This window comes from Roseisolibacter sp. H3M3-2, from assembly GCF_029211165.1.
Classification (GTDB): domain Bacteria; phylum Gemmatimonadota; class Gemmatimonadetes; order Gemmatimonadales; family Gemmatimonadaceae; genus Roseisolibacter.
This window is the reverse complement of sequence record NZ_JARGEK010000002.1, coordinates 1-21503: the sequence shown is the minus strand read 5'-3', so window position 1 is coordinate 21503 and position 21503 is coordinate 1. Positions and strand designations below refer to the sequence as shown.

Sequence of the window (21503 nt, the reverse complement as noted above, 5' to 3'; positions counted from 1 at the left end):
CCGCTGGCGCCGCCCACGGCGCGCGGTAGTATGAGGCCACGTCGGACGGAGCGGCGATGTGTCACGCACCCTACACGGAGGTGGCAGGATGTGGAACGACTTCAAGGCGTTCGTGATGCGCGGGAACGTGATGGACCTCGCGGTCGGCGTCATCATCGGCGCCGCGTTCGGCAGCGTCGTCAAGTCGCTGGTCGACGACGTCCTCATGCCGCCGCTGGGCCTCGCCACGGGCGGCGTGGACTTCAGCGACAAGTTCCTCCTGCTCAAGGAGGGCGCGACGGCGCCGGGCCCGTACGCGACGGTGGCGGCGGCCAAGGAGGCGGGCGCGGTGACGCTGAACTACGGCCTGTTCCTGAACAACATCATCGCGTTCCTGATCGTGGCGCTGGCGATCTTCATGCTGGTGCGCGCGGTGAACCGGCTGTACCGCAAGCCGGCCGAGCCGACGCCCGACACGAAGCCGTGCCCGTACTGCACCATGTCGATCTCGCTGCAGGCGTCGCGCTGCCCGCACTGCACGTCCGAGGTCGGCCGGGCGATCGCGGCGCCGGCCTGAGAGCCGCGGGGGCGCGCCGGCCGGCGCTTGTCCGGTTCGGCGGCCGGATCGCGTGAAGGGGGTGGGGCGGCCGGCCGGCGCGCCCCGTCAACCCCGGGCTCGAGGAGCCATTCATGCGCAGTCGTTCGTGGCAGGTCCGCCTGGCGCTCGCCGCCGCCCTCACAACCGGCGGCGCGCCGGCCGCCCTCGCGCAGACCTCGTCGATCGACCTGCGCGCGACCGACGGCGGGTTCACGACGCAGACCCTCGTCGGCGGCGGGACGCCGTGGACGTGGGTCGCCGGCGACGGCTGGGTCACCCTCGGGACGTTCGCGGTGGCGCGCAAGCGGCTGCTCAGCCCCGTGTTCGTGGCCACGGCCGACGCGTCGGCGATGACGGCGGAGCACCGCTTCATCTTCGAGGGGGACGAGACGCAGGACCGCTGCGCGGACGCCGGCGTGGTGTTCGCCAGCGTCGACGGGGGCGCGTTCACGCCGCTGCTCCCCGGCGGCGCCCCCTACTCGGGCGTGATCTCGACGGCGGGGCAGAACCCGCTCGCGGGGGGCGGGCAGCGCGGGTTCTGCGGCTTCTCGCCGTTCGGGCTCGTCACCAGCGTGTTCAGCGCCGCGGTCGGCGCGGGCTCCACCGTCCAGTTCGCGTTCGACGGCGGCTGGGGCGACGGCAACGCCTTCGTGAACCCGAACTGGGTGATCGAGCGGGTGACGCTGCGCAACCTGACGCCCGCCGAGCAGATCGTTCCGGAGCCGTCGACGTACGCGCTCGTCGCGACGGGGCTCGCGATGGTGGCCGGCGCGGCGCGGCGACGGCGCGGCCGCACGCGCTGACGCGCGGGGCGGACGCCGCGCCCGCGGCCGACGAGGGGGCGCCACCGGGAGCATCCCGGTCGCGCCCCCTCGTCGCGTGCCCTCCCCCGTCGGCGCACCGTGTCCGCCGAACCCCGACGCGGCGTGCGGGGACGGGGCGCGAAACATCCGGGCTCCGCCGACGGGGCGGACGCGGCGACGCCCCGATCTTCATATCCAGATGCACAACTCGTCTTGCCGCCGCACGAGGTGACCCGATGCTCTCCCAGACGTCCGACCACGCGCTCCGCGCCCTGCTGGTCCTCGCCCGCCGCCACGGCGCGGGCCCGGTCCGCACGGAGGAGATCGCGGACGCGACCGGGGCGCCGCGCAACTACCTGAGCAAGACGCTGCACGCGCTCGTGAAGGCCGGCCTCGTCGCCAGCGCGCGCGGTCCGCTGGGCGGCTTCGCCCTCGCCGTCGCGCCCGACGCGCTGACGCTCGCGCGCGTCATCGACTGCTTCGACGAGCCGCGCCCGCAGACGCGCTGCCTGCTCGGCACGCGGCCGTGCGACCCCGCCCGCCCGTGCGCGGCGCACCACCGCTGGACCGCGATCCTGGAGGCGCGGCGCGCGCCGCTCGCCACCACGACGCTCGCCGACCTGCTCGCCGACGCGACGCCCCTGCTCCACACGCTCCACCCCGACGGCGCCCCGGCGGCTGCCGCGCCGTCGCCGGCCAGCCTCGGGTACGACCCGACCGCACGCCTCGCAGCCGCGAGCGCCGCCTGACGCGACGCCCTCCCGCCGTCCCCACTCCCCCGTCAGGACCGTCCCCATGCCGACCGCCGCCCCCCGCCCGGTCAGCCTCCCCCCGCTCGCCGCCGCCGCCGCGCTCGCGGCGGGCGCCATCCTCGCCAGCGCGACGCTCACCGGCTGCAGCATCGGGAGCGCCGAGGCGGCCGAGCGCGCGGAGGGCGCGGTGCCGCGCCTGCGCCCGACGCCCGCCGACGCGATCGTCGGCGAGGAGCGCGCGGTGCTGACCGCGGCGCCCAACGTGCCGCCGCCGATCACGCGCGCGCACGCGACGAAGGTGATCGTGGAGCTGGAGACCACCGAGGAGGTGAAGCGCCTCGCCGACGGCGTGTCCTACACCTTCTGGACGTTCGGCGGCGAGGTGCCGGGCAAGTTCATCCGCGTCCGCGAGGGCGACCAGGTCGAGTTCCACCTGAAGAACCACGCGCACTCGACCGTGCCGCACAACATCGACCTGCACGCGGTCACGGGCCCCGGCGGCGGCGCGGCGGCGACGCTCACCCTCCCCGGCGGCGAGTCGGTGTTCACCTTCGCCGCGATGAACCCCGGCCTGTACGTCTACCACTGCGCGGTGTCGCCCGTGCCGATGCACATCGCCAACGGCATGTACGGGATGATCCTGGTCGAGCCGAAGGGCGGGCTCCCGAAGGTCGACCGCGAGTTCTACGTGATGCAGTCGGAGTTCTACGCCAAGCCCGGCGCCGCGGCCGGCGCGCCGCACACGCTCGACATGGAGCGGGGCGCGGCCGAGCAGCCCACGCACGTGGTGTTCAACGGCAGCGTCGGCGCGCTCACCGGCGACCGCGCGCTGCAGGCCAAGGTCGGGGAGCGGGTGCGCCTCTTCGTCGGCAACGGCGGCCCGAACCTCGTCAGCAGCTTCCACGTGATCGGCGAGGTGTTCGACCACGTGTACGGCGAGGGCGGCACGATGGTCACGCAGAAGAACGTGCAGACCACGCTCATCCCGGCGGGCGGCAGCGGCATCGTGGAGTTCGGCGTCGAGAAGCCCGGCACCCTGGTGCTGGTCGACCACTCGATCTTCCGCGCCTTCAACAAGGGCGCGCTGGCGATGCTCAACGTGACCGGCGAGGACGCGCCCCGCGTCTACGCGCAGAACAAGGGGCTGCCGATGGCGGCCCACTGAGCCCGACCACTCCTCCTCGCGCCCGACCACCCCCCGTCCCCGCCGCCATGCGCCGCCTCGCCGCCGTCCTCGCCCTGCTCGCCCTCGCCCCCCGGGCGGGCGCCGCGGCGGACGATGCGGCGGGGCGGCGCCCGGGCGCGGAGATGGTGCGGCTGCCGGCCGGCACGTATCGCCCGCTGTACGGCCGCCCCGGCGACGCGCCGACCGCGGTGGCCGCGTTCCGCCTCGACCGCGACGCGGCGACGCGCGGCGAGTTCCTCGCCTTCGTGCGCGAGCGTCCCGAGTGGCGCCGCGGCGCGGTGCGGCCGCTGTTCGCCGACCGCCGCGGCTACCTCGCCGACTGGGCGGGCGACCTCGACGCCGGCGACGCGACCGACCGCCGCCGCCCCGTCACCGGCGTGTCGTGGTTCGCTGCGAAGGCGTACTGCGCGTGGCGCGGCAAGCGGCTGCCGACCGTCCACGAGTGGGAGTACGCCGCCGCGGCCAGCGCCACGCGCCGCGACGCCGGGCGCGAGCCGTGGTTCGTGCAGGACCTGCTGACGCGCTACACGACGCGCCCCCGCCCGCTCCCCGCGCTCCCCGCCGGCGCCGGGAACCTGTACGGCGTGCGCGGGCTGCACGGGCTGGCGTGGGAGTGGACGGCCGACTTCAACAGCGTGCTCGTCTCCGACGACTCGCGCGGCGTCGGCGCCCGCGACCACGACCTGTTCTGCGCCAGCGCGGCCGTCGGCGCGACCGATCCCGGCAACTACCCCGCGTTCCTGCGCTACGCGCTGCGCGCCGGCCTCACCGGGCGCGCCGCCGTCGAGACGCTCGGCGTACGCTGCGCCGCCTGACCGCCACACCGGAGCCCCCATGCGCCGCCCCACCCTCGCCGCCCTCACGCTCGCCCTGGCCGCGCTCGCGAGCGCGCCGGCGTGCGACGGCGCCGCGCGGCCCGACCCGGCCGCCGAGACCGCGCCGGCGGGCGAGCGCTACTCGCTCTACGACCTGCCGTCGACGTGGCGCGACCAGGACGGCGCCGCGCTTCGGCTCGCGTCGCTCGCCGGCCGGCCGCGCGTCGTCGCGATGGTCTACACCAACTGCCACGCGACCTGCCCGCTGATCGTCGCGGACCTCAAGCGCGTCGAGGCGTCGCTCCCCGCCGCGCGGCGCGACGCCGTGGGCTTCGTGCTCGTGTCGCTCGACCCCGAGCGCGACACGCCGGGGCGCCTCGCCGAGTGGGCGGCGCGCACGCAGCTCGAACCCGCGCGCTGGACGCTGCTCAACGGCGACGCCGACGCGGTGCGCGAGGTCGCCGCCGCCCTCGGCGTGCGCTACCAGCCGGAGGCGGACGCCGAGGGCGGCGGCGAACTCGCGCACACGAACGTGATCACCGTGCTCGACGCCGACGGCGCGCCCGTGCACCAGCAGGTCGGCCTCGGCGCCGCCGCCGCCGGCACCGTCGACGCGGTGCGACGCCTCCTGCGCTGACGCGCATGCTCTCCTCTCCTCACGCCCCCGCCGCCATGCACCCGCTCCCCTCCGCCCCGGCCGCGTGCGCCGCCGGGATCGATCCGACGCTCTCGGTCAACGAGACGCTCCGCCGCTGGCCGTCGTCGGTCGCCCCGCTCAACGCGTTGGGCGTCGACACGTGCTGCGGCGGCGCCGCCACGCTCGCCGCGGCCGCCGCCGACGTCGGCGTCCCGCTCCCCGAACTGCTCGCCGCCGTGGCGGCCGCCGCGGCCGGCGGAGGACGCGACGCATGATCACCCTCGACCCGCGCGCCGCCGCCCGCGCCGCGCACGCCGCCTCTTCCACGCGCCCGGCGACCGCCGTCCTGCACGACGGCCCCGACGCGCGGCTCGTCGTCTTCCGCCTCGCGCCCGGCCAGGCGGTGCCGCCGCACCGCAGCGCGTCCACCGTCACGCTCGCGGTGCTCGAGGGCGCGGGCGTCCTCTCCGGCGGCGACGGCGAGCGCGCGTGCGCGGCCGGCGACGTCGCGGTCTTCCAGCCCGACGAGCTGCACGGGATGCGCGCCGAGGGCGGCGAGCTCCTGCTGCTCGCCACCATCACCCCGCGCCCCGGGAGCCGCTGATGGAGCGCTTCGTCCGCGCCTTCCTCAAGGCGAGCCTCGCCTGGCTCGCGCTGGGCGTCACGCTCGGCGTCGCGATGGCGGCGCGCCCCGCGTGGACGGCGTACCGGCCGGCGCACGTGCACATGGTGCTGCTCGGCTTCGTGACGATGATGATCTACGGCGTCGCGTACCACGTGATCCCGCGCTTCAGCGGCCACCCGCTGTACGGGCGCCGCGCCGGGCCGTGGCACTGGTGGGCGTCGAACGCGGGGCTCGCGCTGATGGCCGCCGGGTTCGTGCTGCGGGCCGCGGGCTCCGCGCTCGGCACCCCGGTCCTGGCGGTCGGCGGCGCGCTGTCGGCGGCGGGCGCGTACACCTTCGCCTACCTGATCTGGCGCACCCTCGACGGCGCGGGGCCCGACGCCGCGCCCGCCACCACCCCGATCCGCCGAGCCGCCGCCGCGCCGCGCGCCGCGGGCGCGTGAGCGGCGCGACGGATGCTGATGCACGCCGAAGAGTCGGAGGCCGTCCGGCCTGACGTGGACGAGGACGCGCTGGAGCCGCTGCTCACCGCGTTCTACGACGCGATGGGCGCCGACGCGATGCTCGCGCCGTACTTCGCGCCGCTCGACATGGCGGCCCACATCCCGCGCATCGCCGACTTCTGGTCGACGCTGCTCTTCCAGTCGGGGCGGTACCAGGGGAACGCGTTCCGGCCGCACGCGACGATGCCGGGGCTCACGGCCGCGCACTTCACACGCTGGCTGCGCACGCTCGACGCGGTGGTCGACGGCGGGTGGGCGGGCCCGGTCGCCGAGCGGATGAAGGCGCTCGGGCACCGCGTCGCGTACAGCATGCAGCTGCGGCTGCATCTCACGCCGGAGGCCGCGTATCCCGCGGAGCCGGACGTCGCGCCGATTCGCGTCCTCGCCGGCGCCGCGCCGGGCGCGAACGGCCGCCCGGCGTGATCCGGCGCGGGGGCGCCGCCGCTCAATCGAGGAGGTCCGCCGGCACCTTGCCGCCGTTCTCGGCCATTCGCTTCATCACCTGCTTGTGCAGCCAGATGTTCATGCTGGCGCTGTCGCTCATGTCGCCGGTGTAGCCGAGCTCGCGTGCGAGCTCCTTGCGGTCGGCGAGGCTGTTGTCCATGCCGAGCAGCGACATGAGGTCGACGATCGAGTAGCGCCAGTTGCTCTTGTGCCCGCTCTTCGCCTCGAGGTCCATCATGATCGCCTCGACGTCGACCGGCGCCGACGGGGTGGCGGCCGACGCGGTGCCGCCTGGCGCGGCGCTCGTCGCCGGCGTCGACGGCGTCATCGGCGCCGGCGTCGGGGCGGGCGCCGGGGGGCGTGGCGCGGGCGCCGCGGCGGCGCCGGTCGCGGCGGGCCTGGCTGGCGCGTCCTTCCCGACGGCGGCCTTGCTCGCGTCGGTGATCCTGTCCCAGAGCTTCCCGAAGATGCTCACGCCTCGCCTCGCTGTGTCGGGGTGGTAGGAACCGCGGCGTAGGGCGGAGCAAGGAGAGGACCGCTTGGTTCCCATAGCGAACCCGGCGCTCGGGCGAGCAGCAGAGCGAGCGGCCCGGCCACCCCGCACGGGGCGACCGGGCCGCTGACGCATCGCGGGCACGAGCGGCTGCTTACGCGCGCACGAGCTTCCTGTACGCGATCCGGTGCGGCTGGTCCGCGTCCGCGCCCTTCCGGCGCTTCAGGTTCTCGATGTACGACTGGTAGTTCCCCTCGGAGTGTCGCGTGTCGCAGGTTGTTGGGGCTTGGCCGGCTAGAGAGCCCGTATGGCGTCTGGCGATTCGCGGCACGCGGAGTGGTTGGATCTCGTCACAACTGACGTCCCGTGTCAGGATCGTTCTGACACAGCGGGCGCCTGCGCTCGTTCGGTGGTCACTGTGCCACCCGCGGCTCGGAAGCGGGTTCGCTCGACGGCGAGAGACGGCGAATCCGGGAGGGGAAGGCGCGACGCGCGCGCCCTCCGGTACGAGACCGGAGAGGTACGGTGCGGCGTCCATCTCGCATTCAACCGGACATTGAACACTGCGTACGGGCGTGTCCGACGCCGCGGCGCGGGTTAGGCGCCCAGGGTGGGTGCGGCGGTGCCGCCCAGTAGCTCGTCGAGCAGCGCGAGGAGCGCCGCGCGCGCGGCCGGGTTCTTCAGCGCGCCGAACCCGATGCGCAGCCGCGCCTCCGGGCCGAGCACCGCACGCGAGTGCGCGTTGAAGAGCGCCCGGACCCGCTCGCGCGTCGCCTCGTGCGCCACACCGGACGACGGCAGCACCTCGACCACCGGGCCTTCGCCCCGGACCGGGCGGATGCACCAGCGCGGCCCGGTGGAGCCGGTGCCGGGGCCGAAGGCGATCCCCCCCAGGGTCCCCGCGGCGGGCGCGGCGACCACGCGGTCCACGCGAGCCGCGGCCCAGGCGAGCAGGTCGTCCAGCACCACGGTGTAGCGCGCCAGGTCCGAGCCCGGCGTGTCGCGCGCCACCGCCGCGAGGAAGGCGGCACGGAGCGTCGCGAGCGGCCCGTCCGACGCGCGCCGGGCCTCCGTGGCCTGGGCGGTGGTCGGCAGGCCCGTGACCGGATCGTGGGCGGCGGGCGCGGGCCGGGCGCCGGTGGTGGCACGGGTGGAGCGCAGGACGCGCGGATTCGACATGAAGCAACACCGGAATGGGAACCGTACGGGCCCGGCACGCGCCCCTGGCAGGAGCGGCTGGGGGTACGGAGTCGAGCGCGTGGGGAACGACCACGTCGACGCGTGCAGGTCGCGCGGGCTACTCGACGCGGCGGAGTGCCGCCTCCTGCACCGCGCGCTTGGCCGCGAGCTCCTGGCACAGGTGGCCGAGCACGTAGTGCGGCGCGGTGCCGACGACGAGCTCCTGCCTCGTCGTCAGGTCCGCGAGCGCGCTCCCGAGTGCCGCCCAGAGGGGCGTGCCCTCGTACTCCTCATAGGCGGGCGACCGGGGTGCCGCGTCGGGCCCGGGGTCGTGCGACGGCGTGCGCATGGTCAGGACTCCGGAAGACGGGTGGCGACGGGTGACGGCGCGGACTCCGCACGGGCGAGACACGGCCGGGCGACCGGTCGCCTCTGCGGAGCGCGGGCTCAGCGCGTGTAATAGGCCTCCACGCTCCGGCAGCCGGCATCGTGCACCAGCCGCGCGAGCGACGCCGTGTCGAGCGTGGATGACGCGGACCCGGCCCCGGCGTGCACGGCCAGTGCGACCGCCCCCGCCGCCCGACGCGCCGAGCAGCCCTCCACGCGCAGCGCCCGCGTGTATACGGACACCGCGGTGAGGAGCACGGTGTGCGCGGCATCCCGGGCCGCGTCCTGCGCGCGCCACCCGGCGCGTTCGCCCGCGCGCGGCAGCCGCTCGCGTGTCTGGTCCCGTGCGGCCGATCCCTGCGGCGTCGACGGCGCGCGTCGATCGCCGTCCTGCCCGCCCCGTGGCGCGAACGCGGCGGCGCACGCGGCGGCCGCGCGCCGCAATGCGCGCCACGCGACGTCCCGATCTTCCGCCGCCGGCTCCGGCACCGGCGCGCGCAGGGCGCTCCCGGGCGGCACGCCGAACAGCTCGAAGCGACCGCCCGAGGACACCCGCTCGATCGCGCACGAAGTCCAGCCGTGGGCCTCCGCGTGCCGCCGGTTCGCCGCGAGGCGGTCCAGCACGACGGCGTGTGCGGTCCAGGCGGCCTCGTCGGCCCCCTGTGCCCCAGGCACCCGCTGATCGGTTGCGATGGCGCGCGCGTGCGCGTCGGCTCGGGCGTGCAGCGTCTCGAGAGACGCGGGCGATGCCGGCCGTCCTGCGGCGTCGCCCCGCGGCGCGGTCACGAGACCACTCCGTCGGCGGTTTCACGGCCGGGAGTTTCCCCACCGACCGACGCGGCCTGCGCACCGGCGGGCTCGACGAGCGCGCGCGCCCGCGCGAGCGCCGGCACGTCGGCGATGGCCGCACCCCCTTCCCGGGCGGCGAGAAACGCGAGCACGGCGCGCAGCGCGTGCCGCTGCTGCACGTAGCCGCGCACCAACGCGCGCAGCGGCCCGTCGTTTCCGGCGTCTGCACGGGCCAGCAGCATGCGCAGGTCAGCGTCGGCCATCGAGCCAGCGGACGCGTGTGCCGTCGGCGGCGCCGCGCTCCCGGTCGGGGGGACGGCGGCGACGGGGGCGCGGCTCAGGGCGCCGGCGGGGCCGGCGGCGGGGGACGGGCACATGCGGGCACCTCTCGGAGGGCGCCGCCAGGAGCGCTGAAGTCCATCCGGCCGTGGCACGCGACGCACGACGCGCCCGCATGCGACGGGATCTGGTGGATGCGACCCGTCATCGCCCGAGATCCGACACTGCGGCGCCACCGATGTTCCCCCGCCGCACGGCACGCGAGGCGTCAGCCCCCGCCTCCGCGTCGCGTACGGATTCGCGGCTCGCCCGCCCGCGCGCTTCGTGCCCCCGCGCCGACGCTGGGCCGGGGATTGCACCACGCGCCTCGGCCGCGGACTTCGGTGTCACCCCTGGTCGGCGGGCGTCCACGGCTCGCCGCGGTCGCCGCCCTCGCACGGGGCGGGCCGGCATCCGCTCGCATGCGCTCGACGACCGGCGGTGGCCGCGGCCCTGGCGGCTGGTGCGCGAGTCGCGTGGAAGGGATCGGTCGGGGACGCCCGCGCCGGGCGCCTGCCCGGTCCGCTCGCCGAGGTGTCATGCCCCACCGTCCGCCACCCGCCGTCGTGTGCACGCTCGCGGTGAGGCCACACGCCGCCTTCGGCTCGGCAGCCGACGCGGCAGGCGATGCCTGACTTCGCCGTCGTCCTGGGGCTGCTTGCCGCGATCGCGCTCCTCGCGGCCGTCGGCCGTCGCGCCTCGCTCCCGGACCCGATCGTCTTCGCGCTCGGCGGGCTCGCCCTCGCCCTCGCGCCGGGGGTGCCGCGCGTCGCGCTCCCGCCGTCGCTCGTCCTCGTCGCGTTCCTCGCGCCGCTGATCTTCGCCGCCGCGCAGGACACCTCGTGGGCCGAACTGCGTCGCGACGCCCGCCCGATCCTGCTCCTCGCCGTCGGGCTGGTGCTCGCCACCATGGCCGCCGTCGCGGTGGTCGCGCACGCGCTCGTCCCGACCCTCTCGTGGGCCGCGGCCTTCACCCTCGGCGCCATCGTCGCGCCGCCCGACGCCGTGGCGGCCAAGGCCATCGCCGACACGCTGCACCTGCCGCGCCGCCTCGTCGTGATCCTCGAGGGCGAGGGGCTGGTGAACGACGCGACCGCGCTCGTCGCGTTCCAGGTCGCGAGCGGGGTGGCCATCGCCGGAGGCGCCTTCGCGCTCGCGCCCTCGGCGCTGCGTGTGGCGTACGCGGCCGCCGCAGGCGTCGCCGTCGGCGTCGCCGTGGGTTGGCTCGGGCGCCAGGCGCTGCGCCGCGCCGGCGACCCCGCCGTGGAGAGCACGGTGACGCTGCTGCTCCCCTTCGGCGCCTTCCTCCCCGCGGAGCGCCTCCACGCCTCGGGCGTGCTCGCGGTCGTGGCGCTCGCGCTCTACCTCAGCCGGTTCGGGGTGTTGGCGGCCGGCGCGGCGGGTCGACTGCAGGGGCGTGTCGTATGGCAGATGCTCAACTTCCTGCTCACCGGCCTCTCGTTCGTCCTCGTGGGCCTGCAGCTCCCCGCCGCCGTGGAGGGGCTATCCGACCGCTCCGGCGGCCTGACGGCCGCCCTGCTCGTCTGCTTCACGGTGATCCTGGTCCGGCCGCTCTGGGTGTTCGGGACGGCGTGGCTCTCGCACAGCGTGCGCCGCGTGCTCGAGCCGGACGGCGCGGACGGCGCGGCGACGCGTCCGCGCGCCGGGGTGCTCGCGGTGGTGAGCTGGGCGGGGATGCGGGGCGTCGTCTCGCTCGCACTCGCGCTGTCGCTCCCGCACACGACCGCCGACGGTCGACCGTTCCCGGGCCGAGGGCTGATCGTGTTCGTCACCTTCGGCGTGGTCCTCGTGACGCTCGTCGGCCAGGGACTGACGCTGCCGGCCCTGATCGGGCGACTCGGCGTCGGCGCGACGGCCGGCCGCGCCGAGGTGCAGGAGCTCGCCGCCGAGCTGCGGATGGCTCGGGCGGCGCTGCGACGGCTCGATGCCGTCGGCGGCGAGCTCCGCGCGGCTCCGGATGCCGTGGAGCGGGTGCGCGGAATCTACGCGGACCGCATCGAGCGTCTGGAAGGCCGGCAGGAACGACGGCCGACGACGAGTCCGCCGGGCGACACCGCGCAGGCGCGCGCGGCGCGACTCCACGACGAGACGCGCCGACTGCTCGCACGGCTGCACGAGATCGAGCATGCCGAGCTCCAGGTCGTGCGTGCCGGCACCGACGTGGATGCGCCCGCCGCACGGAGGCTCCAGCAGAGGCTCGACGCGATCCGGGTGCGAGACGCCCACTGAGCGGGCCGGCGCGGCCTCCGCCCGCCGCACGTCGCGCGGCCCGAGTCGTGGCACGCGGAGGGCGCGAGCCCGCAATTCGCGATGCTGCGGCGGCCTGCCTCGCCGCGCGCCACCGCGCGCGAGGCCGCGTGCGACGCCGCGTCCCGGCGGGCGCACCACCCGCCCGGGACTCCTCCTCGTGACCGCACGCCCCACCCAGCGCCCGACCCCGAGCGCGCCCGCCGTGCCTCCCGCCACCGCGCGACGCGAGCCGCCTATCGCACCCGACGGGACGCGCGGCCCACTGGCCCACTGGCGCGCGGACGTGCCCGCGTCGCTCGTCGTGTTCCTCGTGGCCCTCCCGCTCTGCCTCGGCGTGGCGCTCGCCTCGGGCGCGCCGCTCCTCAGCGGGATCGTGGCCGGCGTGGTCGGCGGACTGGTCGTCGCGTTCGCGTCGGGGGCGCCCCTCATGGTGAGCGGCCCGGCGGCCGGCCTGACGGCGATCGTGTTCGCCGGCGTCCAGCAGGTGGGCGGCTTCACGCGGCTCCTCCCCGCCGTGGTGCTCGCCGGCGCGCTGCAGCTCGTCCTCGGCGCCGCCCGCGCGGGGCTCGTCGGCTACTACATCCCGTCGGCCGTGATCCAGGGGATGCTCGCCGCCATCGGGCTGATCCTGATCCTGAAGCAGATCCCGCACGCGGTCGGCTACGACGCCGACTACGTGGGGGACTTCTCGTACCTCGAGCGCGACGGCGAGACCACGTTCTCCGCCCTCGCGCAGGCGTTCCAGCAGGTGCAGCCCGGCGCGGTGGCGGCCGCCCTCGTCGGCCTCGCGGTGCTGATCCTCTGGCCGCGCACCCCCCTCGCCCGCGTGCGGCTGATCCCGGCCCCGCTGGCGGTGGTCGCGGCCGGCGTGGGGCTGAACACGCTGCTGCAGGCGATCCGGCCCGCGTGGGCGATCCGCGAGACGCACCTCGTCGCCCTCCCGACCGGGGGCGGCCCGGCCGGCGTGGTCGCCCAGCTCCCGCGCCCCGACTGGTCCGCGCTGGGCGACCCGGCGGTGTGGACGCTCGCGGCGACCATCGGCATCGTCGCGAGCCTCGAGTCGCTGCTGAGCCTCGAAGCGACGAACAAGCTGGACCCGCTCAAGCGCGAGGCGCCGGCGAACCGGGAGCTGCTCGCCCAGGGGCTCGGCAACGTGTGCTCGGGGCTCCTGGGCGGGCTCCCGGTGACCGGAGTGATCGTGCGCAGCTCGGCGAACATCGACGCCGGCGGACGCACCCGGCTGTCGTCCGTGCTGCACGGCGTGCTGCTGCTGGTGGCGGTGCTCGCGCTCGGGCCAGTGCTGAACCGGATCCCGCTCGCGGCGCTCGCGGCGATCCTGTGCTTCACCGGCTACAAGCTCGCGCACCCTGCGCTCTGGCGCGCGGCGTGGCGCGTCGGGCCGGGCCACTTCGTGCCGTTCGCGGCCACGGTGGCCGCGATCCTCTTCACCGATCTGCTCGTCGGCATCGGCATCGGGCTCGTGGTCGGGCTGACGTTCATCCTCGTACAGCACCTGCGGCAGCCCGCGTTCACCCAGGTCAGTCCGCCCGGCGCGGTGCTCACGCGCTACGCCCTGCCCGACCACGTGACGTTCCTGAGCAAGGCGGGCATCGCGCGCGCCCTCGACGCCCTCGCCCCCGGGAGCCGCGTCGAGATCGACGGCCGTCGGACGAAGCGCTTCGACTACGACGCGCTCGAGGCCCTGCTCGACTTCCGGCCGACGGCGCGCGCGCGCGGCATCGACTACCGCCTCGTGGGCGTGCCCGAGGTCGAGACCACGCCGGCGCACTGACCGACGACGCAGGCTACCCGAACCCCCATCCGGCTCCCGTGGACGCCTTCCACCGCCTCATCACGTACAACCGGGAGTGGGCCGCTGCGCGGACCGCGACCGACCCCGACTACTTCGCCCGTACCGTGTCGCGGCAGACGCCGGAATTCCTGTACATCGGCTGCTCGGACAGCCGGGTGCCGGCGGAGGTCGCGACCGGCGCCGGGCCGGGCGAGCTGTTCGTGCACCGAAACATCGCGAACGTGGTGCTGCCGAGCGACCTGAGCGCCATGAGCGTGCTGCAGTACGCCGTCGAGGTGCTCGACGTCAAGCACGTGATCGTGACGGGCCACTACGGGTGTGGCGGCGTGGGCGCCGCCATGGGCACGCAGTCGTACGGGCTCGTCGACCACTGGCTCGGTCCGATCCGCAACGTGGTGCGGTGGAACAAGCCGGAGCTCGACGCGATCGCCGACGCGCAGGCGCGGTTCGACCGCGTGGTCGAGCTGAACGTGCTCGAGCAGCTGTATCACCTCAGCGTGACCCCGGTGATCCAGCAGGCGTGGGAGAAGGGGCGTCGGCCGCTGCTGCACGGTCTCGTGTACGACATGCGCGACGGTGTGCTGCGCGAGCTCGCGACCGCGATCGACTCGCCGGCCGCCGCGGACGAGCTGGCGGCGCGTCGCCTGTCCGGCGTCCCGGCCGGGCCGCCGCCCATGACGCGCCGCGCGGGTGACGGCACCGCGGCGTCCCCCGCGGCCGAGTCGCTCGCGAGCGACGAACTCGTCGACCGCATCGCGGCGCGCGTGGTCGAGCGACTCGCGGCCGACGGCGGCCGACCCCCGCTGGTCGCCGGGGCGTCGGGCCGTCGCCCATCGCCGGCGGCTCGGTCCGGGGGAGGTGCAGAGTAGAGAGAGTAGAGGTGGTGCCGTCGGCCTTCGACGATTCGACGGCGATGTGGCCTCCGCGCGTGGGGACGATGCGCACAGCCATGCGTAGCCCCAGGCTGCCCTGAGGCCCCGTCTCCGGCACGCGGTCCGGTGCCCGCAGCGCCTTGATCGGGTCGAAGATGCCGGCGAGCTGCTCGTCCGGGATCACGGCGCCGCGGTCGTGCACGACGACGGCCACCGAATCGGAGGCGCCGCGGATCTCCACCGTCACCGCGGCGCCGGACGTCCTGTGCTGCACCGCGTCGCGGGTCACGTTGCCCAGGCCTTGCCGAGCCGCCCGGCGTCCCACCACCCGCGCTGCGCCCCGCGCGTGTCGACGCGGATCCGCCGCTCAGGGTGGGCTGCTCCGAGCTCGTCGACGACGTCGCGCACGACGCGACCGAAGCTCGTCTCCACACGCGCGACTGGGATCCCGCCTTCGAGGCGGCTCCTGGTGAAGTCGAGCAGGTCGCCTACAGCATGCGCGCGCCGCACGCTCCCGACGATGCGCCCCGCCAACGTCCGGTGCGGCTCTTCCAGCTCACCCATCTCGAGCATGAGCGATGCCGGGGTGCCAATCGCACCGAGCGGCGTACGCAGGTCGTGCTCGAGGATCGCCAGGGACGCCGCCTTCGCCTCCTCCACCTCCCGGTTGAAGCGCTCGACCCGCCCGGCGAGCGCCTGGTCCACTGATTCGTGGAAGCGCGTCAGGTGCTCGAAGTCGACCACGTCGTGCGTCCGCGCGGACGCGACCCACGGGCAGATCACCCTCGCGCGCGCAGGGCGCGGAACTCGGCGACCTCAGAGTCCCGCGTGACTCCGCTGTCCCCTCGCCCGATGCCGCGTCGCTCGGCTGCGGTGCGGTCGCGCCGCGTCGCTCATCGGCGTACTGGCGGGCATGCCCGTGCGGGCGAACGTCTCCCATTCGCCGCGGATCGCTCCCCAGTGGGCAAGGGTGAAGTCGGGGCGGCGCGTCACTGCACGAAGGGCGCGACCAGCGCGCGGTACGCGACCGCCGCACGGGTGTGCGTGTGGAGTCCCGGCCTGTCGCACGCGACGAGCGCCGTGGCCGCCGACAACACCGCGTCCGCGACCTCGCGCGGCGTGAGCTGCGCCCGGCCGTCGTGATCCTCTCGCGCGAGCACCACCGACGCCGCGTGCTCCAGGTACCGCGGCAGGCGCGCCACCGCGTGCGCGCGCCGCGGGTCGCCGACCAGCAGCGCGGTCACGACCGCCCGCGCGCGGTGCAGCGGGGCGTCGGCCGCGGCGAGCGCCCGAAGCCGCGCCGCTGGCATGGTCGCGGCGCGGATCACCAAGTCGCGCACCTGCGGGCCGCGTGGCCCGTCGAATGGCGGCACCTGACCGGACAGCACGTGCCGCGCAGCGTGCAGCAGGAGCGCGCGCAGCGCCTCGGGGCCGCGCGACTCCCAGTCGCCCGGGAACGTGCACTGCCCGACGACCTCGGGCAGCATGTAGGACACGATCTCGGCAGGCACGGCGCCCCGCACCGGCTCCACCCCCTGGTGATCGCGGACGCCGGAGCCGAGCAGCACGCACGTCCGGCCGTCGTCCATCAGAAGCGTGCGCACGTGCCCCCCACCGAACCCCTTGCGCGCTCACACGCCGCGCCGCGATGCGCGCAGAGGAACGCCGCGGACGATGGCACGTCGCGACCCGCGTCCAGCCCCGCGCCCGACCGTGCGACGCGGGTCGCGGCGCGCACACGGGCCACCGTCTCCGGCGCGACCGCGCCGACGGCGCGGGGGCCCGTGCCCGCGGAGACCACGAGGGGACCGGGGGCGGCGCTCGCCACGGCAAGGGTCGGCGACGGCATGGCGACGGTACCGGTGATGACGCGTCGCCAGAAACGCCGGTGAGCTCCGCGGCCGCCGCGCGAGTCGTGCGGCCGTGTGCTGCGTGCTGGTGGCGTCCCGCAGCTCCTGCAAGCTGCTGTGGTCGACCGTGTGCCCACAAGGGCGTGTGGTGCACACCCCGCCATGCTCGACCGTGCCATGCCCCGCGGAACGCCCGGCGCCCACGATTCGCGCGCCCTGTGTTGTCTGGCGTACCGACCCCGCTAGCTTCCGTGCTGACTGTGACCGCTGCGCATCACCAGACGCGGTCGGAGGGATGCGGGTCGGTCGATCCGCCCTCCCCAACAGCGTGCTCGCGGTCCTGGCGCCGCCCCTGTTGAGGTCCGCACATGACTGCGCCCCTGTCGCCGCGCCCCGCGCGTCCCGATGACAGCGAGGTCGGCACCGCCCACGCCACGTCGCGACCGGCCCGACCGCGTCGCCAGCGCGACGGCGAGGACGCTCTCGACCAGTACTTCCGCGACATGGGCGCGTACCCCCTCATCAGCCCGGACGAGGAGGCGGCGCTCGCGCGCCGGATCCGCGTCGGCGACCAGGGGGCGCTCGACAAGCTCGTGTGCTCGAACCTGCGCTTCGTCGTCTCGGTCGCGAAGAAGTACCAGAACCAAGGCGTCTCGCTCTCGGACCTGATCAGCGAGGGGAACCTCGGGCTGATCCGGGCGGCGCACAGGTTCGACGAGACCAAGGGGATCAGGTTCATCTCCTACGCCATCTGGTACGTCCGCCAGGCGATCCTCGAGGGCCTGGCCGAGCAGAGCCGCACAGTGCGCGTGCCACTCCACCAGATCGCGACGCTGCACCGCATCGGCAAGCGCGCCAACACGCTGCTCCAAGAGCTGGGCCGCGAGGCCACGCACGCCGAGATCGCCGAGGGGATGCACATCAGCGCGGTCGAGGTGTCCCGCCTCGTGGCCGCGGCGCAGCCACTCGCCTCACTCGATGCGCCGGCGACCGTCGGCGCGGGCGACGGGCTGCTGAACCACCTGCCAGACACGCAGGGACTGGCGCCGGACGCCCCGCTCCTCCAGCGCATGCTCGCCGAGGGCGTCTCCGCCGCGCTCGGCGGGCTCCGGGTGCGCGAGGCGAGGATCCTCCGGCTCTACTTTGGGCTCGACGGCGAAGACCCACTGTCGCTCGAGCAGATCGGTGCCCTCCTGGGGATCACGCGGGAGCGGGTGCGGCAGATCAAGGAGACTGCGCTCGCGCGCTTGCGCCACACCATCGCGGGAAGGTCGCTGGCGCACTTCCGCGCGTAGGGACCGACCGACGCGACGCACGCGCACATTCGCCCTTGCCGCCGGGGGCGGCCGTCCCAATGATGGGCGTCACACATCGCGCGACGCGGGAGGGTCACTCCCGGCCGCGCGAGTGCGCCGCCGGCCTGCTCGCCGGCCGGAAGGACGGAGGTCCAGATGCAGCGCAGCGCCATCATCCCGCTCGCCGCGCTCGCGGGCGGGTGCGCCGCCCTCGTCGCCTGCGCCGATCCATCCGCCGCGCCCGTCGCCGTGCGCGGTGCCGCCAGCGGCAACCCACACGCTCTCCAGGCCGACGTGGCTATGCGCGCCAGCGCACCGCGGGAGCTTGCGTGCAGGGAGACGAGGCCCTCCCTGGCCGGCGACATCGACCAACGTGCGTCGGCGCGGGACTCGCGGACGTACGCCTGCCCGGTCGGCGAGACGAAGGACCCCGACGTCGCGAGCACGCGCGCCATGAGCACCGAGGAGTCGGCGCATGGCATACTCGTCGTACGGAGTACCGGCATCGGGGGTGCGCTCCGGTTCGGCCTGCCGTCGGCGGGCGGTTCCTGGTGTTCGAGCGGACGCCGAGCTGCGCTCGTGGACGTCGCATTCCGCGACATGCTGCTGGGGGGCCTCACGACGGCACCGGACGCGGTGGTGACGCGCGGCGACGTCCCCACACCGCTGCTCCTCGTCCCCACAGCGGCGTGACCGCGCATTCGCGCGCTTCCCGCGTTCGACGACCGGGCGCTCACTCCGGACCTGCGCTCCGCCGCGCGGGCCCATGCCGCGGTGCTGTCCGCGACGCCGGCGGGTGCCGCGCCCGCCCCGCGGGTGGTCCTCGTCGGAACCGAGGGAGAGGTCGGCCTGTCGGTCGCCCCCGGCGCTCGCGCGGCGACCACGCAGGCCTGGTCGCAGGCGTCCGAAGGCGCACGCCGCACGACGGCGGCCGCGTTCCTGCGCGCTCAGGAGTGGAGGCTGCCGCTCCGTCGGCCGGGTGCTCGCCGCGCAGCGGCTGCGCGGGCTCGGCGCGATCCGCTACGCGCGAGCGCTCGTCCGACGCGCCGGTCCCCCCCCCGGTCTCCCCATGCCTACATCGCCCGTCCCCACGCTTGCCGTCCGTTCGCCGGACGACCCCGCCGCTCACGCGTCCGGTGTCATCGAGACGGCACCCAGGCGGGCGGACGAGCGGAACGCGGCACTCGTCCGCACGTTCGCGCGCGACCTGGAGCGCGCGGGAATGCCGCTCCCCGCGATCTTGCGCGCCATCGCGGCGGCCGCGCGATCACGGCCGGCGAACGCCGAGGCGTCGGGGCGATCGCCGCCGGTCGTCGCCGACGCGTAGGAAGCGTCCGCGTCCGGCTCTCGTCCGCCCGCCCCCGCGCACCTCTGGCGTCCGGGCCACACCTCGGGCGGACTCCACTCGATTCGATCGAGCCTCCGCCGACGCACGGGGCATCATGAGCGCTCGCATCCACGTCCATTCCTCGAGGCCACACAGTTGTCCACCGAACCCGCACGTCCGTCGCAGGTCGCCCTGCCGACCCAGCCGGTCCGGCTGCGCCAGAACGCGATCAGCGACCGCACGCACCTGCGGGTCACCGGGGACGCGGCGACGAAGGAGAACGCCTTCCCGAGCTCCAGCGGGCACGCGAGCGGCATGAGCAACCTGCAGACGCAGCTCCGCGTCGAGGCGTGGGTGCGGAACCTCAGCTTCGTGAAGAGCGCGTGGCTCGACGTGCACGTGTTCGACCGCGACGGGCGGCTGCTGACGTCCGAGACGTTACCCCTACGGTACACGCACGCGGCGGGGGACGGGGGCGACCTCTTCGTCTTCGACGGCGTCGTCTACCAGGGCTCGGTGGCCACGCAGGGGTCGGTCGATCCGCGCCCCGACGCGCGGGCGCTGCAGTACCGGCTCTACTGCGAGCAGGGCGCCCGCGTCTACACCGACGGGCTGCAGCACTGGTGCGAGCTGCGCACGGACGCGGCGGGCGGATGACGGCACGACCCTCGGCGCCGCGCACCCGCGCGCGCGCCCCCATGCCGGAGCACGCCTTCGGATGATGATCGACACCGTCGACGAACGACACGCCGCCGTGCTGCTCGTCCGGCTCGCGCCCGTGATCGACGCCGAGCTGCGCGCGGCGCGCGAGTCCGCGCCCGCCCTCGGCGACGACGCGGCGGATGACGCGGCGGATGACGCGGCGCTGCGCGCCGCCCTGGCGACGATCGACGCGGTCGTCTCGCCGCGGACGTTCGTCTACCTGATCCGCCGCCTGCGGCACGGCCGGGCCGCGCGGCGCGGCGCCCCGGCGGCCGCCCGCGATTCCGACGTGGAGGCGCGCGCGCGTGGCATCCCGCGGCTGATGTGCGACGCCGCCGGCGCGCGCTGGGTGGTGTCGGAGGTAGAGCCGGTCGAGCCGGCCGAGCCCACAGACCCGGCGCGCGGCGGCGTGCTCCTGTTCGCGCAGGCGCAGGCGCGCCGGCGCCAGCCGGTGTACCCGAGTGACTGGCGCACGCTCTCCAACGAGGCGCTCGAAGCGCTGCTGCCGCCCGCCTGAAGGCGGGCGCGGGCCTCGCCGCGCCCGCACCCTCGAGCCCTCCCGGCGACGCCGTCCACCCGCTCCCTCGACGATGCCCGACCAGCCCCCCGACGCCTTCCCCGAACCGCCCCCCGGGACGCCGGCGCACCCGCTCCCCCTGCCGGTCGCCGCCGTCGCGCCCGACGACACGCTCGGCGCCGCCCCGGCGGCGCGCGCGGCGCTCGGCCTCGCGGTCGGCAAGCGCACGCGCGAGGGCGAGCGCACCGGCGCGCCCCACTCGTGGGACGCGCACGAGGTCCGGCAGGAGCGCGTCGCCGACGCCGTGCGGACGTACACCCGTGTGCTGCGGGGCGGCGGCGCGCCGCTGGCGGCCGCGCTCGTCGTCGTCGCGTCGGAGGTGCGCCGGCACGCCGCATCGGGGCTGTCGACCGACGCACGCTCCGCCGTGGAACGCGACGCGGCGTGCTCCTGCCTCGAAGCCTACTACGGTCCGTGAGCGCCGCGCGACGGCGACCCGACGGGCCATGTCGGCGCACACGCGCTCGGCGCCCGCCGCGAAGTTCCGTTGCGTGCTCCGGGTCGGCGCGCGGCGTGTCGTACCCGGCGGTCCGTCGCGACGGCTCCGCGCGCGGGTGCATCGTCGGGCGCGTGACGCCGTATGGTCGTCACGGCTTCAGGCCGACCGCCGGAATCCGATTGAGTCTTACGTCCCACCTCGCAGGAGCGTCGCCTGTCGACCGCCGAGCGGGGGCAGCAGTCGGTCCATCCCCTTCCCCTTCGGCCGCAGGCGAGCACGCCGCGCTGCGCCTGATGCTGGTCGCGCTGGTGCGCGAGGCGGCCGCGCCGGCGGTGCCCGGCCCCGCGCTCGACGACCTGGTGCACGACGCGGGACGGCACTGCGTCATCGCCCGCTTCGCGCGCTGAGCGAGACCGCGGGGCTCAGCAGCGATGCGTCACCCACGGCGGGGGCCGATGCGCTTCCCCTTCGGCGCTCCGTTCGCGCCGCCGCCGCTCCGCTCGCGTTGGAGCGCGGCCTCGGCGTTCACCCGTTCCAGCGTGGCGCGCGCCTGCCCTTCGTGTCGCTGCGCTCCGCATGCGAGTCGGCGGCGCGCGCAGCCTTCGGCTTCTTCCCGTTCCGGTCCATGAGCGGCTCCAGCCGGCTCGGCCGGCGGTGCGGGTTCGCTGCGTCGTGCCTGTCGCGTGCGGCTGGCCTGACGGCCGCGGTCAGTACATGCCCCCCATGCCGCCCATCCCCCCGCCCCCGCCGGCCTCCGCGCCCGCGGCCGCCTTCGACCGCCGCTCGACGATGGTCGCCTCGGTCGTGAGCAGCAGCCCCGAGATCGAGGCGGCGTTCTGCAGCGCCGTG

At 75.7% G+C, this 21503-nt stretch carries 23 protein-coding genes and 2 pseudogenes; 18 read left to right on the top strand and 7 right to left on the bottom strand.

The features are described from left to right. Positions 1-88 precede the first annotated feature (88 nt). The 10 genes and pseudogenes from mscL to PYV61_RS00405 all read left to right on the top strand — a co-directional run bounded on the left by mscL (position 89) and on the right by PYV61_RS00405 (position 6321). On the top strand, positions 89-556 hold the full coding sequence (mscL, locus tag PYV61_RS00450) for a large conductance mechanosensitive channel protein MscL (protein WP_275827150.1): 468 nt from the start codon (positions 89-91) through the stop codon (positions 554-556). Between the two features lie 113 nt (positions 557-669). Then, on the top strand, positions 670-1380 hold the full coding sequence (locus PYV61_RS00445) for a PEP-CTERM sorting domain-containing protein (protein WP_275827148.1): 711 nt from the start codon (positions 670-672) through the stop codon (positions 1378-1380). A gap of 236 nt (positions 1381-1616) precedes the next feature. Further along, a complete protein-coding gene (locus tag PYV61_RS00440; protein ID WP_275827146.1) occupies positions 1617-2129 on the top strand; it encodes an Rrf2 family transcriptional regulator in 513 nt (170 codons plus the stop codon). 190 nt (positions 2130-2319) lie between these two features. Next, positions 2320-3264: pseudogene (gene nirK, locus PYV61_RS00435) on the top strand (copper-containing nitrite reductase); the annotation flags it as partial. An 80-nt stretch (positions 3265-3344) separates the two neighbouring features. Beyond that, positions 3345-4133 (top strand): formylglycine-generating enzyme family protein, encoded by a 789-nt coding sequence (locus PYV61_RS00430; RefSeq protein ID WP_275827142.1) that lies wholly within the window; start codon positions 3345-3347, stop codon positions 4131-4133. A gap of 19 nt (positions 4134-4152) precedes the next feature. Beyond that, on the top strand, positions 4153-4770 hold the full coding sequence (locus PYV61_RS00425) for an SCO family protein (RefSeq protein ID WP_275827140.1): 618 nt from the start codon (positions 4153-4155) through the stop codon (positions 4768-4770). Positions 4771-4775: 5 nt separating this feature from the next. Next, the gene (locus tag PYV61_RS00420) at positions 4776-5045 is read left to right on the top strand and encodes a hypothetical protein (protein ID WP_275827138.1); all 270 of its coding nucleotides are present in this window, start codon (positions 4776-4778) and stop codon (positions 5043-5045) included. Continuing rightward, entirely contained in the window at positions 5042-5374 is a 333-nt protein-coding gene (locus PYV61_RS00415; RefSeq protein WP_275827135.1) for a cupin domain-containing protein, read from the top strand. The genes PYV61_RS00420 and PYV61_RS00415 overlap by 4 nt, the downstream gene beginning before the upstream one ends. Further along, positions 5374-5838, top strand: coding sequence for a hypothetical protein (locus PYV61_RS00410; protein WP_275827133.1), 465 nt, complete (start codon positions 5374-5376; stop codon positions 5836-5838). The genes PYV61_RS00415 and PYV61_RS00410 overlap by 1 nt, the downstream gene beginning before the upstream one ends. 18 nt (positions 5839-5856) lie before the next feature. Continuing rightward, a complete protein-coding gene (locus PYV61_RS00405) occupies positions 5857-6321 on the top strand; it encodes a group III truncated hemoglobin (protein WP_275827130.1) in 465 nt (154 codons plus the stop codon). Positions 6322-6343: 22 nt separating this feature from the next. Here the strand turns inward: PYV61_RS00405 and PYV61_RS00400 are convergent, their stop codons facing one another. From PYV61_RS00400 to PYV61_RS00380, 5 genes are all read right to left on the bottom strand, one after another. Further along, entirely contained in the window at positions 6344-6817 is a 474-nt protein-coding gene (locus tag PYV61_RS00400) for a DUF3597 domain-containing protein (RefSeq protein WP_275827128.1), read from the bottom strand. Between the two features lie 615 nt (positions 6818-7432). Further along, entirely contained in the window at positions 7433-8014 is a 582-nt protein-coding gene (locus PYV61_RS00395) for a hypothetical protein (protein ID WP_275827125.1), read from the bottom strand. Positions 8015-8132: 118 nt separating this feature from the next. Next, the gene (locus tag PYV61_RS00390) at positions 8133-8363 is read right to left on the bottom strand and encodes a hypothetical protein (protein WP_275827123.1); all 231 of its coding nucleotides are present in this window, start codon (positions 8361-8363) and stop codon (positions 8133-8135) included. A gap of 98 nt (positions 8364-8461) precedes the next feature. Next, positions 8462-9187: a hypothetical protein gene (locus PYV61_RS00385; protein ID WP_275827121.1), complete on the bottom strand. Its 726-nt coding sequence runs from the start codon at positions 9185-9187 to the stop codon at positions 8462-8464. Then, positions 9184-9453, bottom strand: coding sequence for a hypothetical protein (locus PYV61_RS00380; RefSeq protein WP_275827119.1), 270 nt, complete (start codon positions 9451-9453; stop codon positions 9184-9186). Before PYV61_RS00380 ends, PYV61_RS00385 begins: the two co-directional genes overlap by 4 nt. 682 nt (positions 9454-10135) lie before the next feature. Between PYV61_RS00380 and PYV61_RS00375 the strand changes: the two genes are divergently transcribed. The 3 genes and pseudogenes from PYV61_RS00375 to PYV61_RS00365 all read left to right on the top strand — a co-directional run. After that, positions 10136-11758: a Na+/H+ antiporter gene (locus tag PYV61_RS00375; RefSeq protein WP_275827117.1), complete on the top strand. Its 1623-nt coding sequence runs from the start codon at positions 10136-10138 to the stop codon at positions 11756-11758. 304 nt (positions 11759-12062) lie between these two features. Further along, positions 12063-13571: a SulP family inorganic anion transporter gene (locus PYV61_RS00370; RefSeq protein ID WP_275827115.1), complete on the top strand. Its 1509-nt coding sequence runs from the start codon at positions 12063-12065 to the stop codon at positions 13569-13571. A 38-nt stretch (positions 13572-13609) separates the two neighbouring features. Beyond that, a pseudogene (locus PYV61_RS00365) lies at positions 13610-14185 on the top strand (carbonic anhydrase); the annotation flags it as partial. Between the two features lie 564 nt (positions 14186-14749). On the opposite strand, the gene PYV61_RS00360 reads toward PYV61_RS00365, so the two are convergent. Both PYV61_RS00360 and PYV61_RS00355 read right to left on the bottom strand, forming a co-directional pair. Continuing rightward, entirely contained in the window at positions 14750-15208 is a 459-nt protein-coding gene (locus PYV61_RS00360; protein ID WP_275827111.1) for a histidine kinase dimerization/phospho-acceptor domain-containing protein, read from the bottom strand. Between the two features lie 245 nt (positions 15209-15453). Next, on the bottom strand, positions 15454-16068 hold the full coding sequence (locus PYV61_RS00355) for a hypothetical protein (RefSeq protein ID WP_275827109.1): 615 nt from the start codon (positions 16066-16068) through the stop codon (positions 15454-15456). Between the two features lie 614 nt (positions 16069-16682). Here PYV61_RS00355 and PYV61_RS00350 point away from each other — a divergent pair. From PYV61_RS00350 to PYV61_RS00330, 5 genes are all read left to right on the top strand, one after another. Continuing rightward, positions 16683-17609, top strand: coding sequence for an RNA polymerase sigma factor RpoD/SigA (locus PYV61_RS00350; protein ID WP_275827106.1), 927 nt, complete (start codon positions 16683-16685; stop codon positions 17607-17609). A gap of 156 nt (positions 17610-17765) precedes the next feature. After that, the gene (locus PYV61_RS00345; RefSeq protein ID WP_275827104.1) at positions 17766-18302 is read left to right on the top strand and encodes a hypothetical protein; all 537 of its coding nucleotides are present in this window, start codon (positions 17766-17768) and stop codon (positions 18300-18302) included. Positions 18303-19092: 790 nt separating this feature from the next. After that, positions 19093-19593 carry a hypothetical protein gene (locus PYV61_RS00340; protein ID WP_275827102.1) on the top strand — a complete coding sequence of 167 codons (501 nt, stop codon included), beginning with the start codon at positions 19093-19095 and terminating at the stop codon, positions 19591-19593. A 61-nt stretch (positions 19594-19654) separates the two neighbouring features. Continuing rightward, positions 19655-20155 (top strand): hypothetical protein, encoded by a 501-nt coding sequence (locus PYV61_RS00335; protein ID WP_275827100.1) that lies wholly within the window; start codon positions 19655-19657, stop codon positions 20153-20155. A 73-nt stretch (positions 20156-20228) separates the two neighbouring features. Further along, positions 20229-20633, top strand: a complete 405-nt coding sequence (locus PYV61_RS00330; RefSeq protein ID WP_275827098.1) for a hypothetical protein — start codon at positions 20229-20231, stop codon at positions 20631-20633. Positions 20634-21503: the final 870 nt, after the last annotated feature.